Source organism: Azomonas agilis (genome assembly GCF_007830255.1).
In the GTDB taxonomy this organism is placed as follows: domain Bacteria; phylum Pseudomonadota; class Gammaproteobacteria; order Pseudomonadales; family Pseudomonadaceae; genus Azomonas; species Azomonas agilis.
In genome coordinates, this window is the sequence record NZ_VLKG01000004.1 from 51,007 (window position 1) to 74,761 (window position 23,755).

Consider the following 23,755-nt stretch of genomic DNA (forward strand, 5'->3'; position numbering starts at 1 on the left):
TAATATAGGAACTTACCCAAAAAGATAAGTTATATGTGGGTATTTAAGTACAAAGGGGCCATCAGGCCCCTTTGTATCAGGCTTCCGGTGCCGCTTTAGCAGGTGGCTCGGTGTTTTCGTACATCAGTAATGGCTTGGAGCTTCCATCAATTACGGATTCATCCACAACCACTTTGCTGACATCTTTTTGTGACGGAATGTCATACATAGTGTCAAGCAATACGGCTTCTAAGATAGAACGCAGACCACGAGCACCCGTTTTACGCTCTAACGCACGCTGAGCTACAGCTTTCAGTGCATCAGGGCGGAACTCTAGGTCAACACCTTCCATTTCGAACAGTTTGCCATACTGCTTAGTCAAGGCATTTTTAGGTTCTGTCAGAATCTGAATTAACGCAGCTTCATCCAGCTCATCTAAGGTTGCAATAACTGGCAAACGGCCCACAAATTCTGGAATCAAGCCAAATTTAACCAGATCATCAGGTTCTACAGAGCGTAAAGACTCACCCAACTTCGTATCAGCTTCTTTGCTACGAACCTGTGCATGGAATCCAATACCTCCTCCTTTTAAGGAGCGGCTTTGGATGACTTTTTCTAAGCCAGCAAAAGCTCCGCCACAAATAAACAGGATATTGCGGGTATCTACTTGCAAAAACTCTTGCTGAGGATGCTTACGGCCACCTTGGGGTGGCACAGAAGCAACAGTGCCCTCAATCAATTTAAGCAAGGCCTGTTGAACACCCTCTCCCGATACGTCACGAGTGATTGAGGGGTTATCAGACTTACGAGAAATCTTGTCGATTTCATCAATGTAGACAATCCCGACTTGAGCTTTTTCTACATCGTAGTCACATTTTTGCAACAGCTTTTGGATGATATTTTCTACGTCCTCACCCACATAACCGGCTTCAGTCAAGGTCGTAGCGTCAGCGATGGTAAAGGGGACGTTTAGCAGGCGCGCTAAGGTCTCTGCCAATAGGGTTTTACCAGAGCCCGTTGGGCCAATCAGCAAGATGTTGCTCTTGCCCAGCTCAACCTCTTCTTTTTTATCACGTTGCTGATTAAGCCGTTTATAGTGGTTATAAACAGCAACGGCCAAAATTTTCTTAGCACGCTCTTGACCAATGACATACTGGTCAAGGATTGCGCTGATTTCACGGGGCACGGGCAACTTATGCGCACTGCTTTCAGCCTGGGTTTCTTGCACCTCCTCACGGATGATGTCATTACACAGGTCGACGCACTCATCGCAGATAAAAACTGAGGGACCAGCAATCAGTTTGCGTACTTCATGTTGGCTTTTGCCGCAGAAGGAGCAATAAAGCAGTTTGCCGGTTTCCTCACCGTTGCGGGTATCAGTCATTCGATCGATCCAATCCGGAGGGCTTAGGAACAAGATAAGGTATTCGTGGGCTTTTTCAAGCCCACAAGAACCTCTAGCGTCAAATACATCAGCCCGCAGTCTGACGATGGGTTAGAACTTGATCAATCAAGCCATATTTTACGGCTTCTTCACCGCTCATAAAGTTGTCACGGTCTGTATCGCGGGCAATGACGTCCAAAGGTTGGCCGGTATGATGGGCCAAAACTTTGTTCAAACGCTCGCGAATACTTAAGATTTCCCGGGCGTGGATTTCAATGTCAGAAGCCTGACCTTGGAAACCACCCAAAGGTTGGTGAATCATAATGCGCGAATGAGGCAAGCAATAACGCTTACCCGCAGCACCACCCGCCAATAACAAAGCACCCATGCTGCACGCCTGACCAATACAAATGGTTGAAACATCAGGCTTGATAAACTGCATAGTGTCATAAATCGACATGCCTGCTGTTACGGAACCCCCGGGAGAGTTGATGTACAGATGGATGTCTTTTTCTGGATTTTCAGCTTCCAAGAATAAGAGTTGCGCCACAATCAGGTTGGCCATGTAGTCTTCGACTTGGCCAACCATGAAAATCACGCGCTCCTTAAGAAGACGGGAGTAAATATCAAAAGCCCGCTCGCCACGTGCGGACTGTTCAATCACCACGGGTACCAAACCACCAGCGGCCTGTGTTTCCAAAGCTTGCATTTGCATCATTAGATCGCGGGACATTTACTGCGGTACTCCCTTGTCATGCCTAAAAAACATAAGCCAGCTCTAGGCTGGCTTATGTCTATGTCTACATAGAGGAGAGAAGATTAACCTGCCTTAGGTGGGGCAACGGGTTTCACCGCTTCCTCATACGAAACCGTTTTGTCGGTAACTTTTGCCTGCTTTAGGACAGTATCCACAACTTGCTCTTCCAGCACAACAGAGCGGACTTCGCCCAGTTGCTCGCTGTTTTCATAATACCAAGCAACTACTTGTTCCGGCTCTTGGTAAACAGCGGCCATTTCAGCAATCAAAGCACCCACTCGGGCCTCATCCGGCTTTAACTCAAACTGTTTTACCAGCTCAGCTACCAGCAATCCCAAGGTAACGCGGCGACGGGCCTGCTCTTCAAACAATTCAGCGGGCAGGTTTTCAGGACTCATTTTGCCGCCAAACTGTTGTACGGCCTGAATGCGCAGGCGATCCACTTCGTTAGCAATCAAAGCCTTAGGAATTTCAATCGGATTGTTGGCCAGCAAACCATCCATCACTTGTGTCTTAACTTTAGACTTCAGTGATTGGGTGAGCTCACGCTCCATGTTCTTACGCACTTCGGTTTGGAAAGCTTCTAAATTGCTTTCAGGTAGACCAAATTGCTTGAAGAAATCTTCGTTTAATTCAGGCAAAACAGACTTGGCAACCGCCTGAACCATCACACTAAACTCAGCTTGTTTACCGGCTAAATCAGCGTTTTGATAATCCTCAGGGAACACGGGGTTGATGACGCGCAACTCACCCGCTTTAGCGCCTACCAGCGCCTCTTCAAAGCCTGGAATCATACGGCCAGAACCTAAGACTAGCTGTACTCCATCCGCAGAGCCGCCTTCAAACACTTCGCCGTTGATACGTCCCACAAAGTCAATAGTGACTTGATCGCCGTCAGCGGCTGGCTCTTCAGAAGGCTCAAAACGAGCGCCCTGCTTGCGCAATACTTCCAGCATTTTTTCAACGTCTGCATCTACTACTTCAGCTTGCAGACGTTCAACTTCGATGTTTTCCAGTCCAGTTACCTGAAACTCAGGAAATACTTCAAAGGTGGCAACGTATTCGAAGTTTTGTCCCTGCTCAAAGGACTTCGGCTCTACAGAGGGCATACCAGCAGGCCTTAAGTTTTGCTCTGAAATAGCCTTGTAGTAGGTCTCTTGGATCACATCACCCAGAGCCTCTTGACGAGCAGACTCTTCATAACGTTGACGGATCAGCTTGATGGGCGCTTTACCAGGACGAAAGCCCGGAATTTTGGCACGGCTAGCAGTCTGCTGTAGACGCTTATTGACTTCAGCCTCGATACGCTCAGCCGGGACGCCCACCGTCATACGGCGCTCAAGAGCAGAAAGGGTTTCAACAGAAACTTGCATGGATTTTCCTCGTTACACAGAACGTAAACCGGGCATCCCGGAGCCAGAAAGGGCCTGCATTCTAGTGTTTCATAAAAAATAAGTCACCCTGCCCCATCAATAGATCAAGCAACTTAGTTTGTTTTTGCATAGGCAAAATATTCAAGTTCGCTTCTTAGGTGTCAAATTGCTTATTATGCTTATAACATCGCACAGGCTCGCTCCGACCTGTACTTTTGGCGATCACTCACCAAAACAAGGATAGCGCTCATGATCAAGCTGCATACCAACCACGGCCCCATCACCCTAAAACTGGATGCAGAAAAAGCCCCAGAAACGGTGGCTAATTTCATCGAATACGTAAAGTCTGGCCACTATGACGGCACTATTTTTCACCGCGTTATCGGTAACTTTATGATTCAAGGCGGTGGTTTTGAGCCTGGCATGAAGCAAAAAAGCACTCGCGCTCCAATCAAAAATGAGGCTAACAACGGACTTTCCAACAAAACGGGCACTATTGCTATGGCCCGAACTATGGAACCTCACTCTGCTTCAGCCCAGTTTTTTATCAACGTGGCGGACAACGGTTTCTTAGACCACTCTGCACCTACCATTCAAGGTTGGGGTTACGCGGTGTTTGGTGAAGTGGTTGAAGGTATGGAAGTCGTTGAAAAAATCAAAGCAGTTCCTACTACTTCTCGGGCCGGCCACCAAGATGTACCGGCTGAAGACGTGATCATTGAGCGCGCTGAGATCATCGCTGACTAATGATTACACTCTTCATCTCCGATCTGCACCTAGACGAATGCCGAGACGATATTACTCAGGCATTTTTGCGCTTTTTGAACGAACGCGCACCACAGGCACAAGCCCTTTATATTTTAGGGGATTTGTTTGAGGTATGGATCGGAGATGATGGGATGAGTCCCTACCAGCGCCAGATTGCACAGGCGTTGCGCCAATTAGCCGATCAAGGCACCCAGATTTTTTTGATGCACGGCAACCGAGATTTTATGCTTGGTAAGGGCTTTTGCCGTGAAGCAGGCTGCCAACTGATCCGAGAGCAAACACTGATCAACTTATATGGCCAATCGGCACTATTGATGCACGGTGATTTACTCTGCACCCAAGATCGTGAATATTTACGCAAACGCTGGCGACTGCGTAATCCTATTTCTCGCTGGTTATTGCGTCACTTACCCTTGAGTACAAGACACCAGCTAGCCCGAAAACTGAGGGCAGCCAGTCAATACCATACCCGCAATCAAGCTCAGAAAATTACCGACGTAACACCCGAGGCCGTACAAAGCTATATGGCTCGTTATGCCGTACAGGTGTTGATTCATGGACACACCCACCGTCCTACTATTGAACCACTTAAGGTGTTAGGCCAACCTGCACACCGCATAGTACTCGGCGATTGGGATCGCCAAGCATGGGTATTAGAGGTCACAGAGAGGCATCAGTATCGTCTCAAAGCCTTCCCACTTTAAAGATCAGCTAAGCAGCCGCTCCACTATGAAAGCGAAACTCCGTATCCACCGTTAAAACAGCATCTCGCTCTACTTGGGCGAACAGGGCAACGCGCTCTGCAATAGGCGCATCTGAATACATCTCAGCCATCGTCAAGTAATCCTGATAGTGCCTTGCTTCTGACTCCAACAGCGAAAGATAAAAATCCTGAAGCTCTGGATCCAAATAGGGAGCCAAGCGATAAAAACGCTCGCAAGAACGCGCTTCGATATAGGCCCCGACAATCAAACTATCGATCAACCGGCCCGGCTCTTGTTTACGAATATGGGTGTGTAAACGCTGGGCATATAACGAAGCACTAAGAGGCCGATACTGAACACCTCGCTTTTTCATTAATGCAGCTACTTGTTCAAAATGCCGCAACTCCTCACGGGCTAAACGCGATAACTTATCCTGTAAATGCTCACGCTCTACATAGCGGAACAACATAGTTAACGCCGTTCCCGCTGCTTTTTTTTCACAATTAGCATGATCAATCAGCAGAATTTCCACATGATTCAGTGCTTGATCAATCCAAGATTGAGGCGTTGAGCAGAGTAAAAAGTGGTTGATTTCAGGTAACAAAGACATGAATACAGGCAACCTAAACCGGTAGTAAACAAGCTCTTATTATAAGGGGCAAGCCCGCAAAATCTCGCCTTTCACACTATAAATCACTGGATACTGCTCTCAACCCAGCACAGTGCTGCTGATAATGGATTTCAGAGCTTTGAAAAAACACGCGATCTACCTCAGTCAACAACACCCAAAGCTCCTTCCCTTGATGCTCCTGCACCACAGCCAAACCATAGGCTTGCAAACGCTGAATAAAACGCGCGCCCTTAACCAGCAAGGGATAGGCTGAACAATAGGGTGATCGGTTTTTATGGAATATCATCTCTCGCCGCGCTAACTGCTGTTGCAGCAAGCTCACGTCAAAAATCTGGAACCGCGACTGCATAGCCTGAACCAGTAAATCATCTAAGCGCTGTCGTATCCGCTGTTGCTCCAAAATATTTTGGGCATTCCAACCCACCACCTCATGATGAAAGCGTTTACAACCTCGACACACCAAATCCCCATACACAGTCGAGCACAAACCAATACAGGGCGTGTTAATAGAACGAATACTCATTAAACCTCGTATTTAACCTTAGATGTAAAACATAAAACACAGAGAGCTCATCAATTATCCTTTTAGACTTTCGTTCTATTTTTTAGAAAAAATCAGAAAAAAAGCCGCTAAAAGCAACGAAATATGGCAAAAAATAGCTCATCAGCATCACTACCAAGATAGCTAATGAACTATGAACCAAAGTATGGATCAGCTTAACTTTGAGCGGAGCTTCCAGTACACTCATCGCTGCCTGATAAAGGCATCATAAATGTCCAAAAGAAGCTGTTTTCAAAGCGTCACGGGCACAGTTTATAAAAATCGAAGACCGAAGCGCCGTCCTTCGGTCGCGATCAGCGTAAAACTTTGAAAACAGCTTCTGGACGCGCGTCCCGTGATCTCCACGGGGACAAAGATGAGGGAAAAACTGTGCTTGAAGCCTACCGCAAACACGTAGAAGAACGTGCCGCACTGGGTATCGTGCCCCAGCCGCTGAACGCCGAGCAAACCGCTGGCCTAGTCGATCTGTTGAAAAACCCGCCGGCCGGCGAAGAAAACTTCCTAGTTGACCTGATTACTAACCGCGTACCCCCGGGGGTTGATGAGGCTGCCTACGTTAAGGCCGGTTTCCTGACCGCCATCGTTAAAGGCGAAGCCACCTCTCCTCTAATCACCAAAGCGCGTGCCACTGAGCTGCTGGGTAGCATGCAAGGTGGTTACAACATTGCCACTCTGGTTGAGCTGCTAGACAGCGCCGAACTGGGTGCTATCGCTGCCGAACAACTGAAGCACACCCTGCTGATGTTCGACACCTTCCACGATGTGACCGAGAAAGCTAAAGCGGGCAATGCCAACGCTAAAGCCGTTCTCCAGTCGTGGGCTGACGGCGAGTGGTTCACCGCTAAACCCGCCGTCCCAGAAAAAATCACTCTGACCGTGTTCAAGGTGCCTGGCGAAACCAACACCGACGACCTGTCTCCCGCTCCTGATGCCTGGTCTCGTCCTGACATTCCGCTGCACGCGCTGGCCATGTTGAAAATGGCGCGTGACGGCATCGAGCCTGTTCAGCCGGGTTCCGTTGGCCCGCTGAAGCAAATCGAAGCAGCTAAAGCCAAAGGCTTCCCTGTGGCCTATGTGGGTGACGTAGTAGGTACTGGTTCTTCTCGTAAGTCTGCTACCAACTCCGTACTCTGGTTCTTCGGTGACGACATCCCCTACGTTCCGAACAAGCGCGCGGGTGGTTTCTGCTTTGGTACCAAAATCGCCCCGATCTTCTACAACACCATGGAAGATGCCGGCGCTCTGCCGATCGAGTTCGACTGCACCAACTTGGCCATGGGCGATGTCATTGACGTTTACCCCATCAAGGGTGAAGTCCGCCGTCATGGCAGCGATGAGCTGGTTACCAGCTTCCAGCTGAAAACCGACGTTCTGTTGGACGAAGTACGTGCCGGTGGCCGTATTCCTCTGATCATCGGTCGTGGCCTGACCGAGAAAGCTCGTGCTGAACTGGGTCTGGCTCCTTCTACCCTGTTCAAAAAGCCCGAAGCGCCTGCCGACAGCGGCAAGGGTTACTCTCTGGCTCAAAAAATGGTGGGCCGTGCTTGCGGTCTGCCAGAAGGCAAAGGGGTTCGTCCCGGCACCTACTGCGAACCTAAGATGACCACCGTAGGTTCTCAAGACACCACAGGTCCTATGACCCGTGACGAGCTGAAAGACTTGGCTTGCTTGGGCTTCTCTGCTGATCTGGTCATGCAGTCTTTCTGCCACACGGCGGCTTATCCTAAGCCCATCGACGTTAAGACCCACCACACGCTGCCTGATTTCATCATGACTCGTGGGGGTATTTCTCTGCGTCCTGGCGACGGTATCATCCACAGCTGGCTGAACCGCATGCTGCTGCCGGACACCGTGGGTACTGGTGGTGACTCGCACACCCGTTTCCCCATCGGTATCTCCTTCCCAGCCGGTTCCGGTCTGGTGGCTTTCGCCGCCGCTACCGGTGTAATGCCTCTGGACATGCCAGAGTCCGTTCTGGTGCGCTTCAAAGGCAAAATGCAACCCGGTATCACCCTGCGTGATCTGGTGCATGCCATCCCTTACTACGCCATCAAAGCGGGCCTGCTGACCGTTGAGAAAAAAGGCAAGAAGAACATCTTCTCTGGCCGTATTCTCGAAATCGAAGGTCTGAACGATTTGACCGTAGAACAAGCCTTCGAACTGTCTGATGCTTCTGCCGAGCGCTCTGCCGCTGGTTGCACCATCAAACTGCCTGAGAAGCCCATCGCTGACTACCTGAAATCCAACATCACGCTGCTGCGTTGGATGATCAGCGAAGGTTACGGTGATCCTCGCACTCTGGAGCGTCGTGCTCAGGCGATGGAAGCTTGGTTGGCTAAACCTCAGCTGCTGGAAGGCGATGCGGATGCTGAATACGCTGCCGTGATCGAAATCGATCTGGCTGACGTTAAAGAGCCCATCCTGTGCGCCCCGAACGATCCTGATGACGCTCGTCTGCTGTCCGAAGTGGCTGGCCGTAAGATCGATGAAGTCTTCATCGGCTCTTGCATGACCAACATCGGTCACTTCCGCGCTGCCGGTAAGCTGCTGGACAAAGTCAAAGGCGGTATTCCTACTCGCCTGTGGCTGTCTCCGCCCACCAAAATGGACGCTCACCAGCTGACCGAAGAAGGCTACTACGGCATCTACGGCAAAGCCGGGGCGCGTATGGAGATGCCCGGTTGCTCTCTGTGCATGGGTAACCAAGCCCGCGTACAAACGGGCTCCACGGTAGTCTCTACTTCTACTCGTAACTTCCCGAACCGTCTGGGCGATTCTACAGACGTGTTCCTGTCCTCTGCTGAGCTGGCGTCTGTTGCCTCCATTCTGGGCAAACTGCCAACCGTGGCTGAGTACATGGAGTATGCGAAAAATATCGACAGCATGGCTGCCGACATCTATCGCTACCTGAGCTTTGATCAAATCGCTGACTTCCGCAAAAAAGCGGAAGAAGCCAAGATCGCTGTAGTTTCCGTGTAATGCACCAGACCGAGGCGCTATGCCTCGGTCATCGCATTAAAAAACAAACCCCGCTCAACGCGGGGTTTGTTATTTTTACCCACAGTTTTCACCACTTCCCGGTTATCACACACATGCCCTGACTAAATAAGAACTCGCAATTGTTGAATCAGGACTTATTGTTGATAGCCGAGCATTCTGTATTACTTAGCATATTTATTGCGAAAATTAATACACTTATTTATCCAGCATAATAGACACAATAAAAGTTTACTGGCGATATCTACACTGTCGAGTGATGACTTCGTTCGTTGAATGAAGTTGATGCCAGACCGGCCTTCTTCCTATAACTACAGGAGCGACCCGCGAGACAGTACGCGCCCTGACTTGATCTTGAAGTTGGATGAGCGATGCGCTTTATCGCAGTCGAATACGCGTGATTTTAGATATTGTTTTGCCCATCTACCTCATCATCGTTGTGGGCTACGCTGCCGTGCGCAGTGGCTTTATTGAAGCTGTAACAATCAAAGCCTTTGGCCGATTTGTGATTACCTTCTGCCTGCCTTGCACCATTTTTCATGCTCTGACCCAACTGCCGATCAGCGAGGTTGTTAATCAGACCTACCTGCTGGTTTACGGTATTGGATCTTTGCTGACTTTTGGGGCCGCTTACCTAGGTGCTCGACTCAGGTCGCAGTCATCCAGCCATGCGGCCTTATGTGGGCTTGGCAGTGCCATGCCGAACTCGGCATTTATTGGGATTTCGATTGTTTCTGGTGTTTTGGGCAGTCAAGCAATCGCGGGTCTTGCGATGTGCATGATGATCGAGAATATGTTGATTCTGCCGTTATGTATTGTTTTAGCGACAGGAAGCAATGTTCACCACAATCCTTTACAGGCTTTCAGTGCGGCGCTGGCTCAGACCTTCAAAAATCCGTTAGTGATCGCCATTTCGGCTGGTATGAGCGCTGCTGTTCTTGGGATTAGTTTGCCAACGCCTATTGATAAAGCCCTGACGATGATGGCGGGAATTTCCAGCCCATTGGCGTTGTTTGTCGTGGGGGGTGTATTGGCGCAGGTGAAGTTACAGAGCCATTGGGGTCATTCGTTGTGGCTGAGCTTTGGCAAATTGGTGCTTCATCCAACCGTTGTTTTGCTAACGCTGTGGTTGATGCCCGGGGAAGACTTGGATCATGGCTTGTTTTTGGCACTGATTCTCTTTGCAAGTATGCCGATGGCCGCATTTTTTCCTGTATTGGCTCTGCGTTATGGAGAGGAACAGATGGCGGCCTCGGCTCTGTTTATTTCCACCTTGTTATCGCTGTTAAGTATTTCACTGGTGCTTTATTTCATACCCAAATGATTGCTTGCTGAGGATGGGATTTTTGGGATGATGCTACAGCTATCAGGTTTAAATACGACAGGCTCCCGAAGGAGCCTGTTTAGCTAAGGCAGCAAAACCGCAGTTCTGAGCGTTTCCATCAGTAGATGACTCTGTCAAAGCAGGTGCATCTTTCCAACCGCTGCTCGCAGTCCAAGCAGATAGCTATCTACCCCAAAACCACAGATTTGCCCTTGGACGATTTCAGCAAATACCGAATGATGCCGGAACGCTTCGCGAGCATGGATATTCGACATATGGATTTCTACGATTGGGACAGTAAGGACAGCCAAAGCATCCCGAATTCCATAGCTGTAATGCGTCCAAGCGCCTGCATTAATCAAAACAGCATCGACCTGATCAACAAAGCCTTGGTGAATTCTTTCGCACATGGCTCCTTCACAGTTGGTTTGGAAGCTTTCAATGCCAACGCCGAGTTGCTGGCCAAGGTTCTGAAGCGCTTGATCAATATCCTCCAAGGTGGCTGTTCCATACTGAAGAGGATCTCGTTTTCCAAACATATTGTGATTGATGCCGTGCAGCATCAAAACGGTTTTAGACATGGCCTTACTCCAAAGCAACGGTGAGGCGCTGAATCACTGGGCGCGTTTCAGGTCGAACCCCTCGCCACCAAGCAAATGCCTCCGCCGCTTGCTCGACAAGCATGCCCACACCGTCAGCAAGGCGTTTAACCCCCTTTTCTTTGGCCAGCTGAAGGAAGGGGGTTAGCCCTTTGCCATAGGCTAACTCGTAAGCCAGACTGATAGATTGCAGTACCTTCTCGGGAATAGGGGGCAACTGCCCAGTAAGGCTTGCAGAGGTGGCGTTGACCACAATATCGAACTGCTGCTCAGCAAGGTCTGCATAACTACAGACGTGTAAACGGGGATGCTTCACTTCATTGAGCAGTGTTTGAGCTTTTGTGATGTCTCGATTGGCGATCACCAATGTAGCGGGGGCTGCTTGAAGGAAGGGCAGCAATACGCCCCGCACGGCCCCTCCCGCGCCCAATACCAGAACCCGACGATTGCGTAGGGGCTCCTCTAGGTTTTCTTCGATATCACGCAGCAGACCAATGCCATCAAAGTTTTCGGCAAAGATGCGGCCCTCCTCGAATTTGAGGGCATTAGCTGCTCGTGCCAGCCGTGCCCGCTCACTGCGGCCATCGGAAAGCTCAAAGGCTCGTAGTTTGAAGGGTGCTGTTATATTCATACCCAGCCCACCTTCTTGCCGAAAGCGTAGAACATCGGCTTCGAATCCGTCCAGAGAGCCCTCAATTGCCCGATATTCCATGGTTTGGCGGGTTGTTTCAGCAAACAAACCATGAATCAGAGGAGATTTTGTGTGGCTGATGGGGTTACCAATTACTGCGTAAAAATCAGTCATCTTGTTTCTCCTTATGCGGACAAAACGCCGTCGGTTTGCATGGCCTGAATTTCGGCTGCACTAAAGCCAAGCTCAGCAGCCACTTCAGCATTGTGTTGGCCTAAATCAGGTGCTACTTGGTGGATGCGGGTGTCGCAGTCGGAAAAACGAAACGGCAGGTTGGGGAAACGCAGCGTGCCGTAGCGTGGGTGCTCTTGCTCAATGACCATATTCCGCGCTTGAATTTGCGGATCAGCGATCACTTCATCAATGCGCTGTACCTTTGCGTTCGGGATGTCGATGCTGTCAAGCAAGGCCAACACCTCAGCTACCTTGCGGGCACCTACCCAATCCCTGACAACAGCGAGGATGTGTTCGCGATGGGCATTGCGTCCATTTAAATGGTGATAACGGGTATCTTCACCAAAACCTTCCGGCCCGCCGTTTTCCTCGATCAGTTTGGCGAAACGCTTCCAAGCGTCGTCAACCTGCGCGGCGATGACCAAATCACCGTCAGCGGCTCGAAATACCCCGTAAAGCGTCGAAGTGGGCATATCGTGCCCCGTTTGTTGAGGTAACACGGTGCCACCGGACAGGGTGTAACACTGCACGGCGTACTCGTGCATCGACACTAGGGTGTCGTAAAGTGCCATATCGATATGCTGGCCTCGTTCACTAGACACTCGGCCCAGCAATGCCGCATTGATCGCTGCGACCGCATGGATTCCGGTGTACATGTCTCCTAGAGAAATACGCAGTAAGGGTGGTGCTTCGCCCGGCACACCCACCATCTGCATGATGCCACTTTTAGCCTCGGCGATTAGCCCAAATCCTGCCCGATGAGCATCCGGCCCAGTGTGGCCATACGCTGAAATTGAGCAGTAGACCAACTTAGGATTACGGGCCGAAAGCTCTGCATAACCTAAGCCCAATTTATCTAAGGCACCGGGGCGATAATTTTCGATAAATACATCCGCTGAATCGGTCAGCCTTTGCATAAAGGCTTTTCCGCGCGGATCTTTCATGTTGACACTCACGCCCCGCTTTCCCATGTTCAGCTGCAAAAAGTAACCACTCTGAGCTTCATCCAGTATGAAGGCATGCTGCCGCCCAGCATCTCCTGAGCCTGGCCGCTCAACCTTAATTACTTCCGCACCCAAGGCCGCTAGGCAACGGCCCACATAGGGGCCTGCCAGAAAATGGCTGTAATCAATCACTCGAATGCCGGCTAAAGGTAATTGCTGGCTCATGCTTGCGTCCTCCGAGGCACCATCAATCGGTGTTCGCCGCGCTGGACGACTTCACCATGTTGGTTAATCAACTCCGAGGGCAGCACCACAATGCCCCAGTCCGGACGGCTTTTACTGGGCCGCATTGAGCCCACGCGCATCTTGACCTGAAGTACGTCATTAACCTTGATCGGCAATAAAAAATCCCAAGTCCAACCTAAGGACATACCCGGCAAGAATCGGTAGTCGCACTGAGTTTTGAGGCCATCTGCAATGGAGAGACCAAATAAACCGTGGGCAACCAGACCGCCAAAGTGGCTCGCATTGGCGTACTCTTCGTCAACATGCACTGGCGTGTGATCCCCGGTTAGATCGGCGTATGCAAGAATGCGTTCACGGGTGACGGTATAGGTGGGACTGAGGCACTCATCGCCCTCTTGAGCATCATCCCAATATTTTTCAACGACGGTCATGCTGGGATCTCCGCTCTTGGGTTAATGGCTAAGGCTTCAGATACGCAGCGCGCAGGGTAGGCTTGAACAAACTCAAGGGCTAAACCATCAGGTAAGCGCAACCAGTTCTTACCCTGTGGCATTTCGCTAACCCCAAAATATTGGGCCGCTTTTAATACTGCCGCTAAGTCGTCACACATGATGCCCAAGTGTCCCAAACGGCCTTCTGGCCCTTGAAAATCAGGGTCATGGATAAATTGCAGGCCTCCCAGCGTCCAGTATTGAGTCGGCTGTTCCACCGGCCCTTGAACCTCGCGCATGGTCATCCCGCATACCTGATTAAAGAAGTTGATGTGCCAATGAATATCCTTCACCCGAATGGCAACATGTTCTAAATAAGCTTTAGGCTGGCTCATAAAATGGCTCTCTTTTTATTGTGTACTTTGATCGGCCATGGCTCGTTCAATGCCCTTGATGCAGGCAATTAAGGTGGCATTAACAGGCGTGGCCACGCCGTGCCGCTGCCCCCAACGCACGACCGATCCGTTGATAAAATCAATTTCAGTGACTGAGCCTTTTTCCAAGCTTTGAAGCATGGAGGTGCGAAAACTGGCGGGTAGACCTTCTGCGGCCATTTTCCAAGCCGCTTCTGGGGCTTTGATGCTGAGCTGAATGTTTGCAGCCTTCGCGACGCTCATCGCTTCTGCTACTGCGGCGATGGCGGTGTTTTCAAGTAAAGGCTCAGTGTAGAGCTGGCCATAGCTCAGCCTTGTGATCCCTGACAGCGCGCCGGTAGCCACATTGATCAGCAGTTTGTCCCACATGGTGCCGAGAATGTTGTTGCTGACGGTGGTGGCTAGGCCCGCGTCCTTGAATACCTCTGCAATGGCCTGTATTCGTGGCGTGATTTGGCCATCCAGCTCTCCAATATAGGTTTGCTTGCCAGTAATACTCGCTCGGATCTCTCCTGCGTTCAGGAGTACACCGCCGACATAGGTTTTGCCGGCCAGCACACGATCCCGACCGACCAGCTCTGCAAGAATATCTTCATGGCCCAAGCCATTTTGCAAAGACAGCACGAGGGTCTGAGTTCCAACCAAAGCCATGGCACCTGCCATCGCCTCTTGGGTATGGAAGGACTTAACCAGAACTATGACCAGATCAACCGGGCCAATATCGCTGGCTTTAGTGGCCGCTTTAACCGCGATTTGGCGATTGCCCGCTTCGTCATGAACCCTGAGCCCATGACGATTCATCGCCTCCACATGCTCTAAACTCCGGCTGAGCAGCCAGATGTCATGCCCTGCCTCAATGAGGGCTGAGCCGATGGCACATCCCAAAGCTCCTGCGCCTAATATGCAGATTTTCACAATAAGTGACCTCCGATGGGGTGAGGTCACGATATGCAGGCGGGCTTATTTGAGCTATACAATGAACTCAATACACTTATTGGAATAAGCAATAATGATGTTGTCAGACCCCCTACCTGACCCCAAGCTGCTGCAGCTGTTTGATATTCTCTACAACTGCCGCAGTGTGACGCGAGCAGCCGAACAGATAGGGCAAAGTCAACCAACCATCAGCATTTGGTTGGGACGACTGCGGGAGCAACTCAACGACCCGTTATTTGTTCGAACGCCCGGAGGCATGGCACCAACCCCGAGGGCAGACCAACTCATTGGCCCCTGTCGGGAAATTCTGGAATCACTGCGTCGATTGACGGCCTGGGAGCAGTGCTTCATTCCCATGACGGCGCAACGGCGATTTAGGCTGTGTGTGAGCGATGCCAGTCATATCACCCTCTTGCCCAAGATTCTTAATCATTTGCGCATACACGCCCCCGGCATCCGCTTAGAAGCAGCGCGTATTGACGGGAATACGGAGAGCACTCTGGAGTCAGGAGAGGCTGATTTAGCGATTGGCTTTGTCCCTTGGCTAGGGGGAGGGATGTATCAGCAAGTTCTGTTTGAACAAAGCTGGGTGTGTTTAGCCAATCGAGACCATCCACGCCTTATAGAAGGGATGAACCTTGCTCAATATCGATCCGAAGGCCACGTACACATCAGTGCGGGCACGGGCCAGAAATTACTGGATGCTGGGTTGGCAAGGGCAGGCATTGAGCGGCGTATCGTGCTGGAGTTGCCAGCATTCCTTGGCCTTGGAGCCATCATAGGAACGACTGATTTGGTGGCAACGCTACCTCGTCATATTGGCCAGACATTAGCTGATATGCACAACCTTAAAATTTATGACTGCCCCCTTGAGGTTGAGGGTTTTACCGTTAAACAGCACTGGCACGCTCGATATCATCATGACACTGGCAACCGATGGCTCCGAGAAGTTATCTATTCACTCTTTAGAACAAATAACTCACTAGGACCTGTTGACGTTTTGTCGTAAAGGCATTGAGGAACAAGAACAAACCCGCAGAATCGAGAAACGCTTCAATGCCTGGTCAGCAACAGGTAAGTGGCTCAAAGTTTTTAATGCCTTGCTTGAGGAGCCTGACTTTGATTCATCGACAGCAGCCTAACCTCCAAACTGATCACACACCTATCCTGTGCCGAAGTCATTGTGCAGACAAGGCTATGATAGTGAATGCCTCCGAGATCAGATCCAGCAGCAGAGAGGTTGTCCTGTCATTCCGCGAAAGCACAACTCAATCAAGGGCAATGCGGATCTGGATAGAGGCTTATACCGCTATTTGCATTTGGTTGAGAATGCCTTTGCACGGCTGAAAAACTACCAAGCGGTGGCTTTTCGATACGACAAACTGACGCACAATTATAAGGCTGTGGTTGCTATGGCCTGTGCCGTTCAATAGCTTCCCATGTGAAACGTCAACAGGCCCTAGTTAATTTTCAATGGGTCAGGGTTAATGGTTTCCAAAAAATTTGCCAGTTGTTGACTGAATAACTGCGGATCAATTCCTTTCTCACAGCGAAACTCAAGTTTTCCACCATCAACCTTAAGGACTCCTAATCCTTTAATAGTTTTAGAAAGTGTTCTCGGAGATACTTTACTTCCATTTTGCTCTGAGATTTTTTGAGTAATCCAGCGTAAAGCCTGAACTTGCGTGAAGCCTTGATCGCGCATTAACACGACTGCCTGTGTCAATAATTCAGAATGGCTCTTACCAAACTCAATAAACTCTTTAGCTTTTAACCCGCCAATTAAACCGGGCTTTTTATCTAAAATCTGTCGCACAGATTCTGGTAAATCCATTAACAACAAACAACGACTAACGATAGAAACATTCACGCCCAGTCGTCGTGCTAAAGCCCGCTGGCTAGACTCAACCCCTGAGGCCAGAATATCCGCATAGCTTCGACCACGCTCATATTCCGTTAAGGGCTCTTGGCCTTCGTTATCTGTTAAGGCCAGAACCTTTGCCGTAGCATCCTCTATCGGACGCACGTAGGCCATAATGGTTTTAATGCCGATCAGTTTATGGGCTCGCCAGCGCCGCTCTCCGCCAATCAACTCATATTCAGTATTTCCTAGAGGACGAACCAGTAAAGGCTTAATCAGACCAATAGACTGAATAGAGTTTGCTAGCTCCTCAATGGCTGCCTCATCGAGGGTTAAACGAGGCTGATAAGGTGATGGTTTGATGGAGTCAACCGAAAGCTCCATCAACGCCATAGGCGTATTATTTAAATCAGTATGTTCAGAAGTTGAATCATTATCTTGAGTCATCGCTAACATCTGAGCCCTAGATACTGGCTCTGTTATTTTTGGAGCTACAGCAGGTGCCCGCAACCCCATCATACCTGCTGTTTTTTTACGGCCTGGATAGTCTTCCGACTTCATTGTTTAACCTCCAAATACAACTGTTGCTTCAAGCAACACCCCTTCAACAACAAGATTTAAGACTGCCAAAATCAGCTCATAGCTCGCATACGATCAAGTACTTCACCAAAAACAGCCCGTGCTGAGTCTAGGGTTTTACTTGAGGTACCCTTCCATAACAAAGTTGGAATGCCTTGATCCAGAGCCTTACTATAGTCTTCCGAAAAATAAAGTTTCTCGTCCGTCACTCGCCCCGGAAATAAATCATTCAGGATGAGCAAGTTTCCAAGGAGTCGTTTGCGATTTTTAATAAACATGGTAGGTAAAGCGGCAATCTCTGGAGAACGCTTGTAGTCTTGCGCAAATCGAACCACCCAATCATGCAGACGCATCAGTGCCCGAAAAGAAAATTTATCCATTCGCACGGGGCATAACAAAAGGTCACTGGCGGCCACGGAGTTTTTGGTCAATCGGGAAGCTGCTGGAGCGTTGTCGAAAATAATCACATCATAGCCAGACAAATCACAGTTGATCAGTCCTCCTGTATTAGCTGCCTCAATCCATTGGGCGTACCAGAAATCACTGTTATTGGCAGCATCCAGAGCAACGCCCAAATCATCTAAGTAACCGTCAGAGGGAATAAGGTGGATGCCCTGCTCACCAAAGGGTTTTTTGATGACATCAGCAAGGGTTTTTCCAGGAAAAGGCCGCATACGAAGCAGAGGGCTGACCAGATTGCCTAAATGCCCATCCACCAAACGATCAATAGGAATTCCCATTGCATCTAAGTCGGCAGCACTCAAGTCGGGATCATAACCCAGCATGCAGGAGGTGTCCCCTTGGGGATCATTATCAACAATCAGGGTTTTTAACCCCGCTAACTGCAAGTAAAGCGCAAAGTTGACTGCTGTGGTTGTTTTGCCCGTTCCGCCTTTTTGCACGAAGGTAGAGATCACGATCTGCTTGTGCAAGCCTTTAGTATGTCCCTTGGCGCGGCGTAAAGCAGCGATGGTAAAAATATCCTTCAGTGTATAAGCGCGCGAGGTCACGGTACCTCGAGGTACACGACGGATTTCAATTCCATTTTCTTCCTCAATGTCCTTCAAGCGTCGAGTAGTCAGATTAAAACAATCGGCGGCAAATTGAGGAGGATAAAAAATTGATTCGAAATCTACAAAATTGACGCTTTCATCAAGAGGTTCAGTCTGGATAGCCATTAAAATTCCAACATAAACGTACAAATTTTTAAAATTACAGTATAGCTGTGCATAATAGTTAAAAATTCAGGTTTTGTGGTTTTTTTTATTAAAATTCCTGAATTAATAGAGCGGTACCTGCATTTTTTTAACAGTTGTCAAAAATGACAGGATTTGACCTTCTCCCCAAGTTAGTACCAATACTTGGATGAGATTCCTTATATGGCTTATCTTGCATACTGCTCAGGTGGGACGTAGCCCAACGCACTATGCGGTCTTATTTGGTTATAGTGGGTTCTCCATAAACCAATTTCTACCCGTGCTTCGTCAAGTGTTCTAAACCGCAGAGCGCTCACTAAGATGGTGAGCCTGCATGAGGTACGCAACCACCTACCTTCTCTGAACAGCCCTCACCACTTTTTTGACAGTACATCCTTCATGGCATCGACTTCGAGCAGTTTCTCCGCCAGAAGTCTTCTGAGTTTGTTGTTTTCGGCTTCGAGGTCTTTCAAAGGTTTGGCCTCATTAACTTTCAGTCCTGCGTACTTGCGGTGCCCGTTGTAAAATGTGCCGCCAGCAATTCGAAGCCTGCGACAGAGGTCATCAACTTTAGTCCCTGTTTCATGCGCTTTAATCGCCTTGATGATTTGTTCTTTGCTATAACGCTTTTTCACTATCGCTCACAGGTTAAGTGGAAATCTCATCAAACTCGTGGTGCTAATTTTGGCGGATAGGTCAATGTTATGAAGTGAGACAAGTTAAATTTGTTGGCTGTTAGCACAGCTATCGGCTGTACCTATGGCTCGGAACACAGCAAGATTCGCCCAATGTCAACAGCCCTTAAAACAAATCAAAATGCTTTTGCAGCATCTCTTGCATGATTTTTTCTGGGCGCTTGTCATAGCGTTTGGTGGTTTCAAGCGAAGAATGCCGCATCATACGCTGGACAGTGATCAGATCGACCCCTTTAGCCAGCATACTGGTAGCAAAGGTTCGGCGTAGATCGTGGGGACTGACCACCTCAACTCCTCCCGCTAAACTGCGTAGCTTTAATTGCTTGAATACCGACTGGGCTGAGATGGGTAGGTTAGTGATAGTGTCGTTACGGTAAAAGCGGACAAACAGGGGGCCGTTCTGCTCACCCCGTACTTGATCAATATAGTAGTACAGTCCTTTAACCGCACTGTTCGGCAGATACACTCTACGCTGTTGATTGCCCTTACCCATCACCAAGAGCGACTGATCCTTGGGGTAGTAATCTGCGAGTGTCAATGTGACCACCTCGGAGCGGCGCAACCCACAGCCCAGCATGACCATAAACAGTGCCTTATCTCGGACGCTGACCAAAGAGCCATCTTCATCACAAGCTTGTAGCAATGCCTTGATTTCTTTAGGTTCTAGCGCTCGACCTGAAGACTCACGAGAACCCCTAACGGCCGTCACTTCGCGAATATCCTGACAGTCATCGGCTGTCATCAAGCGCATGGCCCGAGCTTCCTTCATCACACCTTTGACGGCTGCAAGGATGGTATTGCAGGTGGCCGGGCTTAATTCTTGGCTCTGAAAAGTACGCAAAAGTGCGTGTACATGCTGGCGGGTTAACCGGTGCCAAGGGCAATCCTCAAGAGAGGACGCACCTAAGAAATGGGCCACGCGCTTTAAGTAGGAACCCATAGTGACCCGACTGCGTGGTGACTGAAGGCTCAACAGGTAAGCAATAGCTGGGTTATGGGCTGTGGAGATGATCTCAGGGAGAGCAGGCACGTGAGCTGAGTTAGTTAGCGATAGTGTGAGTTTCATGTGCGAGGATCTGTTGTGTGTTTAACGTCCGTTCAGCTTTAAAGCTTCGTCACGATTTTTTTGGTGTAAGGTTAAAGTATTTAAATATCCATTTAAAAAACCTATAAATCAAAAAAATAAAATCAGGGTTAGGTTCTTCTACTTTTGAAGGTATCGCAGCTCTGGCCTTGGCCACAGTGATTTTCGGGAGAACGCCCTATCCTCATCGGTTATGGGCTCAGCTCAAAGGAGTAGCGGTATTTATTCACCCTCTAATACGGCTTTTAAGTAATACCTGCTACGAGTCCAATAGGCGTATGCGATACCTTTTTCGAGTCGATTGAAGAGGTGCAGGATTCGGCTACACCTTGGCTCTGGACGTACCACCATGAACGGCCCAATATGGCGCTCGGTGGTATCACCCCTATGCAAAAATGGGCTTTAACCACGTAATTCCATTTTTGGTGACCGCTAAAAGCGGGAGGATTACCGTTATACTCAACCCCCTGTTTAAAAAATCTCTACCTTCATCGACTATAACCAAACAGAGGTTACACCAAATCTGATGGGGAGATTCCATGCTAATTCATATTACTCCGCGTTCTGCGTGCCGCTCTTCTGAGATCACTACGGAAACTGCTTACCTGTCTCGGCGACATTTTATGGCGGGTACGGGTTTGTTATTAGCAGGAGCGGCTTTTCCTAGCTTAGCGACGGAAACAGCCTCGCGCTATGAGGGGGTAACACCAGCTCCTGTTCCTGCTTGGCTAGCTCCTAAACTGGCAAAAACCCAGTGGCGTACCACTGAGGTTTCTGGTGAGGCCATCACCCCTTTCCGCGATGCCAGCCAATACAACAACTTCTACGAATTTGGGCCAGAAAAGCGTGATCCTGCAACCCATGCTCACCAGCTACCCACGGAGCCTTGGAGCCTGATCATTGATGGTGAGGTAGCTAAACCCGGTCGCTACGCATTGGAGGATTTATTTTCCCCTTTTACCTTGCAAGAACGTATTTATCGTATGCGCTGCGTTGAAGCTTGGTCGATGGTCATTCCTTGGCTTGGCTTCCCATTGGCAGAGTTGCTCAAGCGTGTTGAGCCCACCAGTAGTGCGCATTATGTGGGTTTTGAGACACTCAATGATCCCGAACATATGCCTGGCATCCGTTCCCGCTTCGCTCTAATCAACTGGCCTTACGTAGAAGGTTTACGGCTGGATGAGGCCATGCATCCGCTCACCTTGCTTGCAGTGGGTATGTACGGGCGTGTATTGCCTAATCAAAATGGCGCGCCTTTGCGTTTGGTTGTACCTTGGAAATATGGCTTTAAGAGCATTAAATCCATCGTCCGTATCAGCCTACTGAGTACACAGCCCCGTACTACTTGGCAAAGTATGGCTCCACAGGAATATGGCTTTTACGCTAACGTTAACCCAGATGTCAGTCATCCACGCTGGAGCCAAGCTCAGGAGCGACGACTGCCTAATGGAGTTTTTAGTTCTAATGTGCGACCCACACTAGTGTTCAACGGTTACGCCGACGAAGTGGCCTCGCTTTACAAGGGTATGGACTTAAAGAAGGATTACTAAATGGCTCAGCCCCTTTGGCGTTGCGGCGTATTTATGCTTGCTTTGCTGCCACTGTTGTTTTGGTTCTATCAGGCACAGCAGGGATTATTGGGACCAGATCCCGGTAAAGTATTGTTAGAACATTTGGGTGAGGGCGCATTGATCCTAATGTTACTCACCCTAAGCTTGACACCCTTGCAGCGTATTACCCTATGGAGTGGCTGGAGCCTCATTCGGCGGCAACTGGGACTCTGGTGTTTCTGCTATGCCTCTTTGCACCTGATGAGCTATTTAGCTTTTCTACTGAACTTTGATTTTAGTCGCCTAAACCATGAGCTATGGGAGCGGCCCTATATACTACTTGGCTTTGGTGCTTGGTTGATATTGTTACTCTTGAGCCTGACTTCAAACGCATTTAGCCGCCGCAAGTTAGGCAAAAACTGGAAGCTTTTACATAGGTTGCTGTACCTTGGCTTAGTGCTGGCCCTACTGCATTTATTGCTAATCTTACGTTCAGACTTTGGTAGCTGGATGTTATATGCTGGAGTTGGCTTGATTTTAATACTTAATCGCTTATTTGGGCTGCGATCTCCATGAGGAGTTGGCATGATACCTGTGATGTCCCACTAAGAACCTGCATAGATTTTAAACTAAATCTTTAGCCTTTTAATCTATGCAGATTCCACTGAGTCATTACACTCCTGCTTAGTTAGCTCATGAAAATATCTGTCGGTTTGGCAGATTAATACTGGGCAGTTGAGTAGATATACTATCTGCTAATTTTAAATCCGTAGCGCGACGATTTTTAGAGGGTAATAAGCGGCGTTTATTGACAATAAGCTCACCGATGCGAATCAGTTGTGCGCGAGTTACGTTGCGACTGAGCCCAAGTAGATTAGCTGTATGAACCTGATTGCAATGACAAAATCTATAGGCAGTACGCAATAATGCGGCCTCAACTTTTGCGTGTAAATCTCCGCCATCTTCTTCAAAGAGTTTGTTAAAGGCCCGTTCTAACAATAGCTCAGCAGATTCGTTGAGGTTTGAACTTGCTTCCTCCTGGCGATCAATGCGCAAATTGGATAAATGCAAATCGGCAGCATGAATTAAGTTATTTCGACAAATCAGCAAGGTGTGATGAATGACATTTTCTAATTCACGAATATTGCCTGGCCAAGAATAAGTCATTAGTTTATCTTCAGCCTCCTTACTGAGTTTAATTTCACTGTATCCTAAGCGTCGGCTGTACTCACCAATGAAGTACCGGATTAGCGGCAATATATCGCCCGGACGCTCTCGTAGCGGACTTAACCCAAGACTCACTACCGTGAGACGGTAGTAAAGATCCTCACGGAAGTTACCAGCATTAATCGCTTTTTCCAGTTGCACGTTGGTTGCAGCCAATACCCTTACATCAATGGGAATACTTTTACGCGACCCAAGACGTACCACTTCACGCTCCTGTAATACGCGCAGCAGCTTAACTTGGATGGCTAAGGGTAAGTCGCCAATTTCGTCCAGAAATAAAGTTCCACCATTAGCCTCTTCAAACCAACCCGCTTTAGCGTGAAGTGCCCCGGTGAAAGCCCCTTTTTCGTGGCCGAATAACTCTGCCTCTACCAAGGATTCCGAGAAAGCACCACAGTTCACTGCAATAAAAGGCCCATTACGGCGATTACTGAGGTTATGCACATGGCGTGCAACTAACTCCTTGCCTGTACCCGTCTCGCCAACAATAAGAACACTGGCATCACTCGGGGCAATCTGCTGTAGATGCCTAAGCAATGCCTGTGATTTAGGATCGGCAAAAACTTGTGCCGTTGCTCGTACAGAGGTCGCTAATGTCGGAGAATGAGGCAAAGTAATTAGTTGCATAA

Annotated in this window: 22 protein-coding genes and 4 pseudogenes; 9 read left to right on the top strand and 17 right to left on the bottom strand. The window is 49.1% G+C overall.

Features of this window, described 5'->3' with window-relative positions; all coding sequences use genetic code 11:
• Nucleotides 1–76: 76 nt before the first annotated feature.
• The 3 genes from clpX to tig form a co-directional block, all read right to left on the bottom strand.
• Nucleotides 77–1,363 carry an ATP-dependent Clp protease ATP-binding subunit ClpX gene (gene clpX, locus LX59_RS06555; RefSeq protein WP_144571053.1) on the bottom strand — a complete coding sequence of 429 codons (1,287 nt, stop codon included), beginning with the start codon at nt 1,361–1,363 and terminating at the stop codon, nt 77–79.
• A gap of 88 nt (nt 1,364–1,451) precedes the next feature.
• Nucleotides 1,452–2,072, bottom strand: a complete 621-nt coding sequence (gene clpP / locus LX59_RS06560) for an ATP-dependent Clp endopeptidase proteolytic subunit ClpP (RefSeq protein WP_144571256.1) — start codon at nt 2,070–2,072, stop codon at nt 1,452–1,454.
• Nucleotides 2,073–2,182: 110 nt separating this feature from the next.
• Nucleotides 2,183–3,493 carry a trigger factor gene (tig, locus tag LX59_RS06565; RefSeq protein ID WP_144571054.1) on the bottom strand — a complete coding sequence of 437 codons (1,311 nt, stop codon included), beginning with the start codon at nt 3,491–3,493 and terminating at the stop codon, nt 2,183–2,185.
• Between the two features lie 249 nt (nt 3,494–3,742).
• On the opposite strand from tig, the gene LX59_RS06570 reads away from it, so the two are divergent.
• Entirely contained in the window at nt 3,743–4,240 is a 498-nt protein-coding gene (locus tag LX59_RS06570; protein WP_144571055.1) for a peptidylprolyl isomerase, read from the top strand.
• Nucleotides 4,240–4,965 (top strand): UDP-2,3-diacylglucosamine diphosphatase, encoded by a 726-nt coding sequence (lpxH, locus tag LX59_RS06575; protein WP_144571056.1) that lies wholly within the window; start codon nt 4,240–4,242, stop codon nt 4,963–4,965. Before LX59_RS06570 ends, lpxH begins: the two co-directional genes overlap by 1 nt.
• 7 nt (nt 4,966–4,972) lie before the next feature.
• Here lpxH and LX59_RS06580 read toward each other — a convergent pair whose 3' ends face one another.
• Both LX59_RS06580 and LX59_RS06585 read right to left on the bottom strand, forming a co-directional pair.
• Nucleotides 4,973–5,575, bottom strand: a complete 603-nt coding sequence (locus tag LX59_RS06580) for a MiaE family protein (protein ID WP_144571057.1) — start codon at nt 5,573–5,575, stop codon at nt 4,973–4,975.
• 76 nt (nt 5,576–5,651) lie between these two features.
• A complete protein-coding gene (locus LX59_RS06585; RefSeq protein WP_144571058.1) occupies nt 5,652–6,119 on the bottom strand; it encodes a DUF1289 domain-containing protein in 468 nt (155 codons plus the stop codon).
• 408 nt (nt 6,120–6,527) lie between these two features.
• On the opposite strand from LX59_RS06585, the gene acnB reads away from it, so the two are divergent.
• Together acnB and LX59_RS06595 are read left to right on the top strand one after the other, a co-directional pair.
• Complete coding sequence (gene acnB / locus LX59_RS06590; RefSeq protein ID WP_144571059.1) at nt 6,528–9,137, top strand: bifunctional aconitate hydratase 2/2-methylisocitrate dehydratase; 2,610 nt, start codon at nt 6,528–6,530, stop codon at nt 9,135–9,137.
• Nucleotides 9,138–9,519: 382 nt separating this feature from the next.
• The gene (locus tag LX59_RS06595; protein ID WP_144571060.1) at nt 9,520–10,479 is read left to right on the top strand and encodes an AEC family transporter; all 960 of its coding nucleotides are present in this window, start codon (nt 9,520–9,522) and stop codon (nt 10,477–10,479) included.
• Between the two features lie 134 nt (nt 10,480–10,613).
• Here the strand turns inward: LX59_RS06595 and aroQ are convergent, their stop codons facing one another.
• Genes aroQ through LX59_RS06625 form a run of 6 tightly spaced genes read right to left on the bottom strand, consistent with a single transcriptional unit; the run spans nt 10,614 to nt 14,913 of the window.
• Nucleotides 10,614–11,060, bottom strand: coding sequence for a type II 3-dehydroquinate dehydratase (gene aroQ, locus LX59_RS06600; protein ID WP_144571061.1), 447 nt, complete (start codon nt 11,058–11,060; stop codon nt 10,614–10,616).
• 4 nt (nt 11,061–11,064) lie between these two features.
• Nucleotides 11,065–11,883, bottom strand: a complete 819-nt coding sequence (aroE, locus tag LX59_RS06605; RefSeq protein WP_144571062.1) for a shikimate dehydrogenase — start codon at nt 11,881–11,883, stop codon at nt 11,065–11,067.
• A gap of 11 nt (nt 11,884–11,894) precedes the next feature.
• On the bottom strand, nt 11,895–13,112 hold the full coding sequence (locus LX59_RS06610; protein ID WP_144571063.1) for a CaiB/BaiF CoA transferase family protein: 1,218 nt from the start codon (nt 13,110–13,112) through the stop codon (nt 11,895–11,897).
• Complete coding sequence (locus tag LX59_RS06615; protein WP_144571064.1) at nt 13,109–13,564, bottom strand: MaoC family dehydratase; 456 nt, start codon at nt 13,562–13,564, stop codon at nt 13,109–13,111. Before LX59_RS06615 ends, LX59_RS06610 begins: the two co-directional genes overlap by 4 nt.
• Nucleotides 13,561–13,959, bottom strand: a complete 399-nt coding sequence (locus LX59_RS06620; protein WP_144571065.1) for a VOC family protein — start codon at nt 13,957–13,959, stop codon at nt 13,561–13,563. The genes LX59_RS06615 and LX59_RS06620 overlap by 4 nt, the downstream gene beginning before the upstream one ends.
• Before the next feature lie 15 nt (nt 13,960–13,974).
• Nucleotides 13,975–14,913 (bottom strand): ketopantoate reductase family protein, encoded by a 939-nt coding sequence (locus tag LX59_RS06625; protein ID WP_144571066.1) that lies wholly within the window; start codon nt 14,911–14,913, stop codon nt 13,975–13,977.
• 94 nt (nt 14,914–15,007) lie between these two features.
• Here LX59_RS06625 and LX59_RS06630 point away from each other — a divergent pair, with 94 nt between their 5' ends.
• Together LX59_RS06630 and LX59_RS06635 are read left to right on the top strand one after the other, a co-directional pair.
• Nucleotides 15,008–15,943, top strand: a complete 936-nt coding sequence (locus tag LX59_RS06630; RefSeq protein ID WP_144571067.1) for a LysR family transcriptional regulator — start codon at nt 15,008–15,010, stop codon at nt 15,941–15,943.
• A gap of 28 nt (nt 15,944–15,971) precedes the next feature.
• A pseudogene (locus LX59_RS06635) lies at nt 15,972–16,367 on the top strand (transposase family protein); the annotation flags it as partial.
• Nucleotides 16,368–16,393: 26 nt separating this feature from the next.
• Here LX59_RS06635 and LX59_RS06640 read toward each other — a convergent pair.
• The 5 genes and pseudogenes from LX59_RS06640 to LX59_RS06660 all read right to left on the bottom strand — a co-directional run bounded on the left by LX59_RS06640 (nt 16,394) and on the right by LX59_RS06660 (nt 20,331).
• A complete protein-coding gene (locus LX59_RS06640) occupies nt 16,394–17,356 on the bottom strand; it encodes a ParB/RepB/Spo0J family partition protein (protein WP_144571069.1) in 963 nt (320 codons plus the stop codon).
• A gap of 71 nt (nt 17,357–17,427) precedes the next feature.
• Nucleotides 17,428–18,552: a ParA family protein gene (locus LX59_RS06645; protein ID WP_144571070.1), complete on the bottom strand. Its 1,125-nt coding sequence runs from the start codon at nt 18,550–18,552 to the stop codon at nt 17,428–17,430.
• A 224-nt stretch (nt 18,553–18,776) separates the two neighbouring features.
• Nucleotides 18,777–18,938, bottom strand: a pseudogene (locus LX59_RS16135) (integrase core domain-containing protein); the annotation flags it as partial.
• Between the two features lie 9 nt (nt 18,939–18,947).
• Nucleotides 18,948–19,205 (bottom strand): annotated as a pseudogene (locus LX59_RS06655) (transposase); the annotation flags it as partial.
• Nucleotides 19,206–19,371: 166 nt separating this feature from the next.
• The gene (locus LX59_RS06660; protein WP_144571072.1) at nt 19,372–20,331 is read right to left on the bottom strand and encodes a tyrosine-type recombinase/integrase; all 960 of its coding nucleotides are present in this window, start codon (nt 20,329–20,331) and stop codon (nt 19,372–19,374) included.
• A gap of 309 nt (nt 20,332–20,640) precedes the next feature.
• Between LX59_RS06660 and LX59_RS06665 the strand changes: the two are divergent.
• The 3 genes and pseudogenes from LX59_RS06665 to LX59_RS06675 form a co-directional block, all read left to right on the top strand.
• Nucleotides 20,641–20,763: pseudogene (locus LX59_RS06665) on the top strand (IS3 family transposase); the annotation flags it as partial.
• Between the two features lie 125 nt (nt 20,764–20,888).
• On the top strand, nt 20,889–21,899 hold the full coding sequence (gene msrP, locus LX59_RS06670) for a protein-methionine-sulfoxide reductase catalytic subunit MsrP (RefSeq protein WP_144571073.1): 1,011 nt from the start codon (nt 20,889–20,891) through the stop codon (nt 21,897–21,899).
• The gene (locus LX59_RS06675) at nt 21,900–22,475 is read left to right on the top strand and encodes a ferric reductase-like transmembrane domain-containing protein (RefSeq protein WP_144571074.1); all 576 of its coding nucleotides are present in this window, start codon (nt 21,900–21,902) and stop codon (nt 22,473–22,475) included.
• Between the two features lie 117 nt (nt 22,476–22,592).
• Here the strand turns inward: LX59_RS06675 and LX59_RS06680 are convergent, their stop codons facing one another.
• Nucleotides 22,593–23,753 (bottom strand): sigma-54 interaction domain-containing protein, encoded by a 1,161-nt coding sequence (locus LX59_RS06680; RefSeq protein ID WP_144571075.1) that lies wholly within the window; start codon nt 23,751–23,753, stop codon nt 22,593–22,595.
• Between the last annotated feature and the right edge of the window lie 2 nt (nt 23,754–23,755).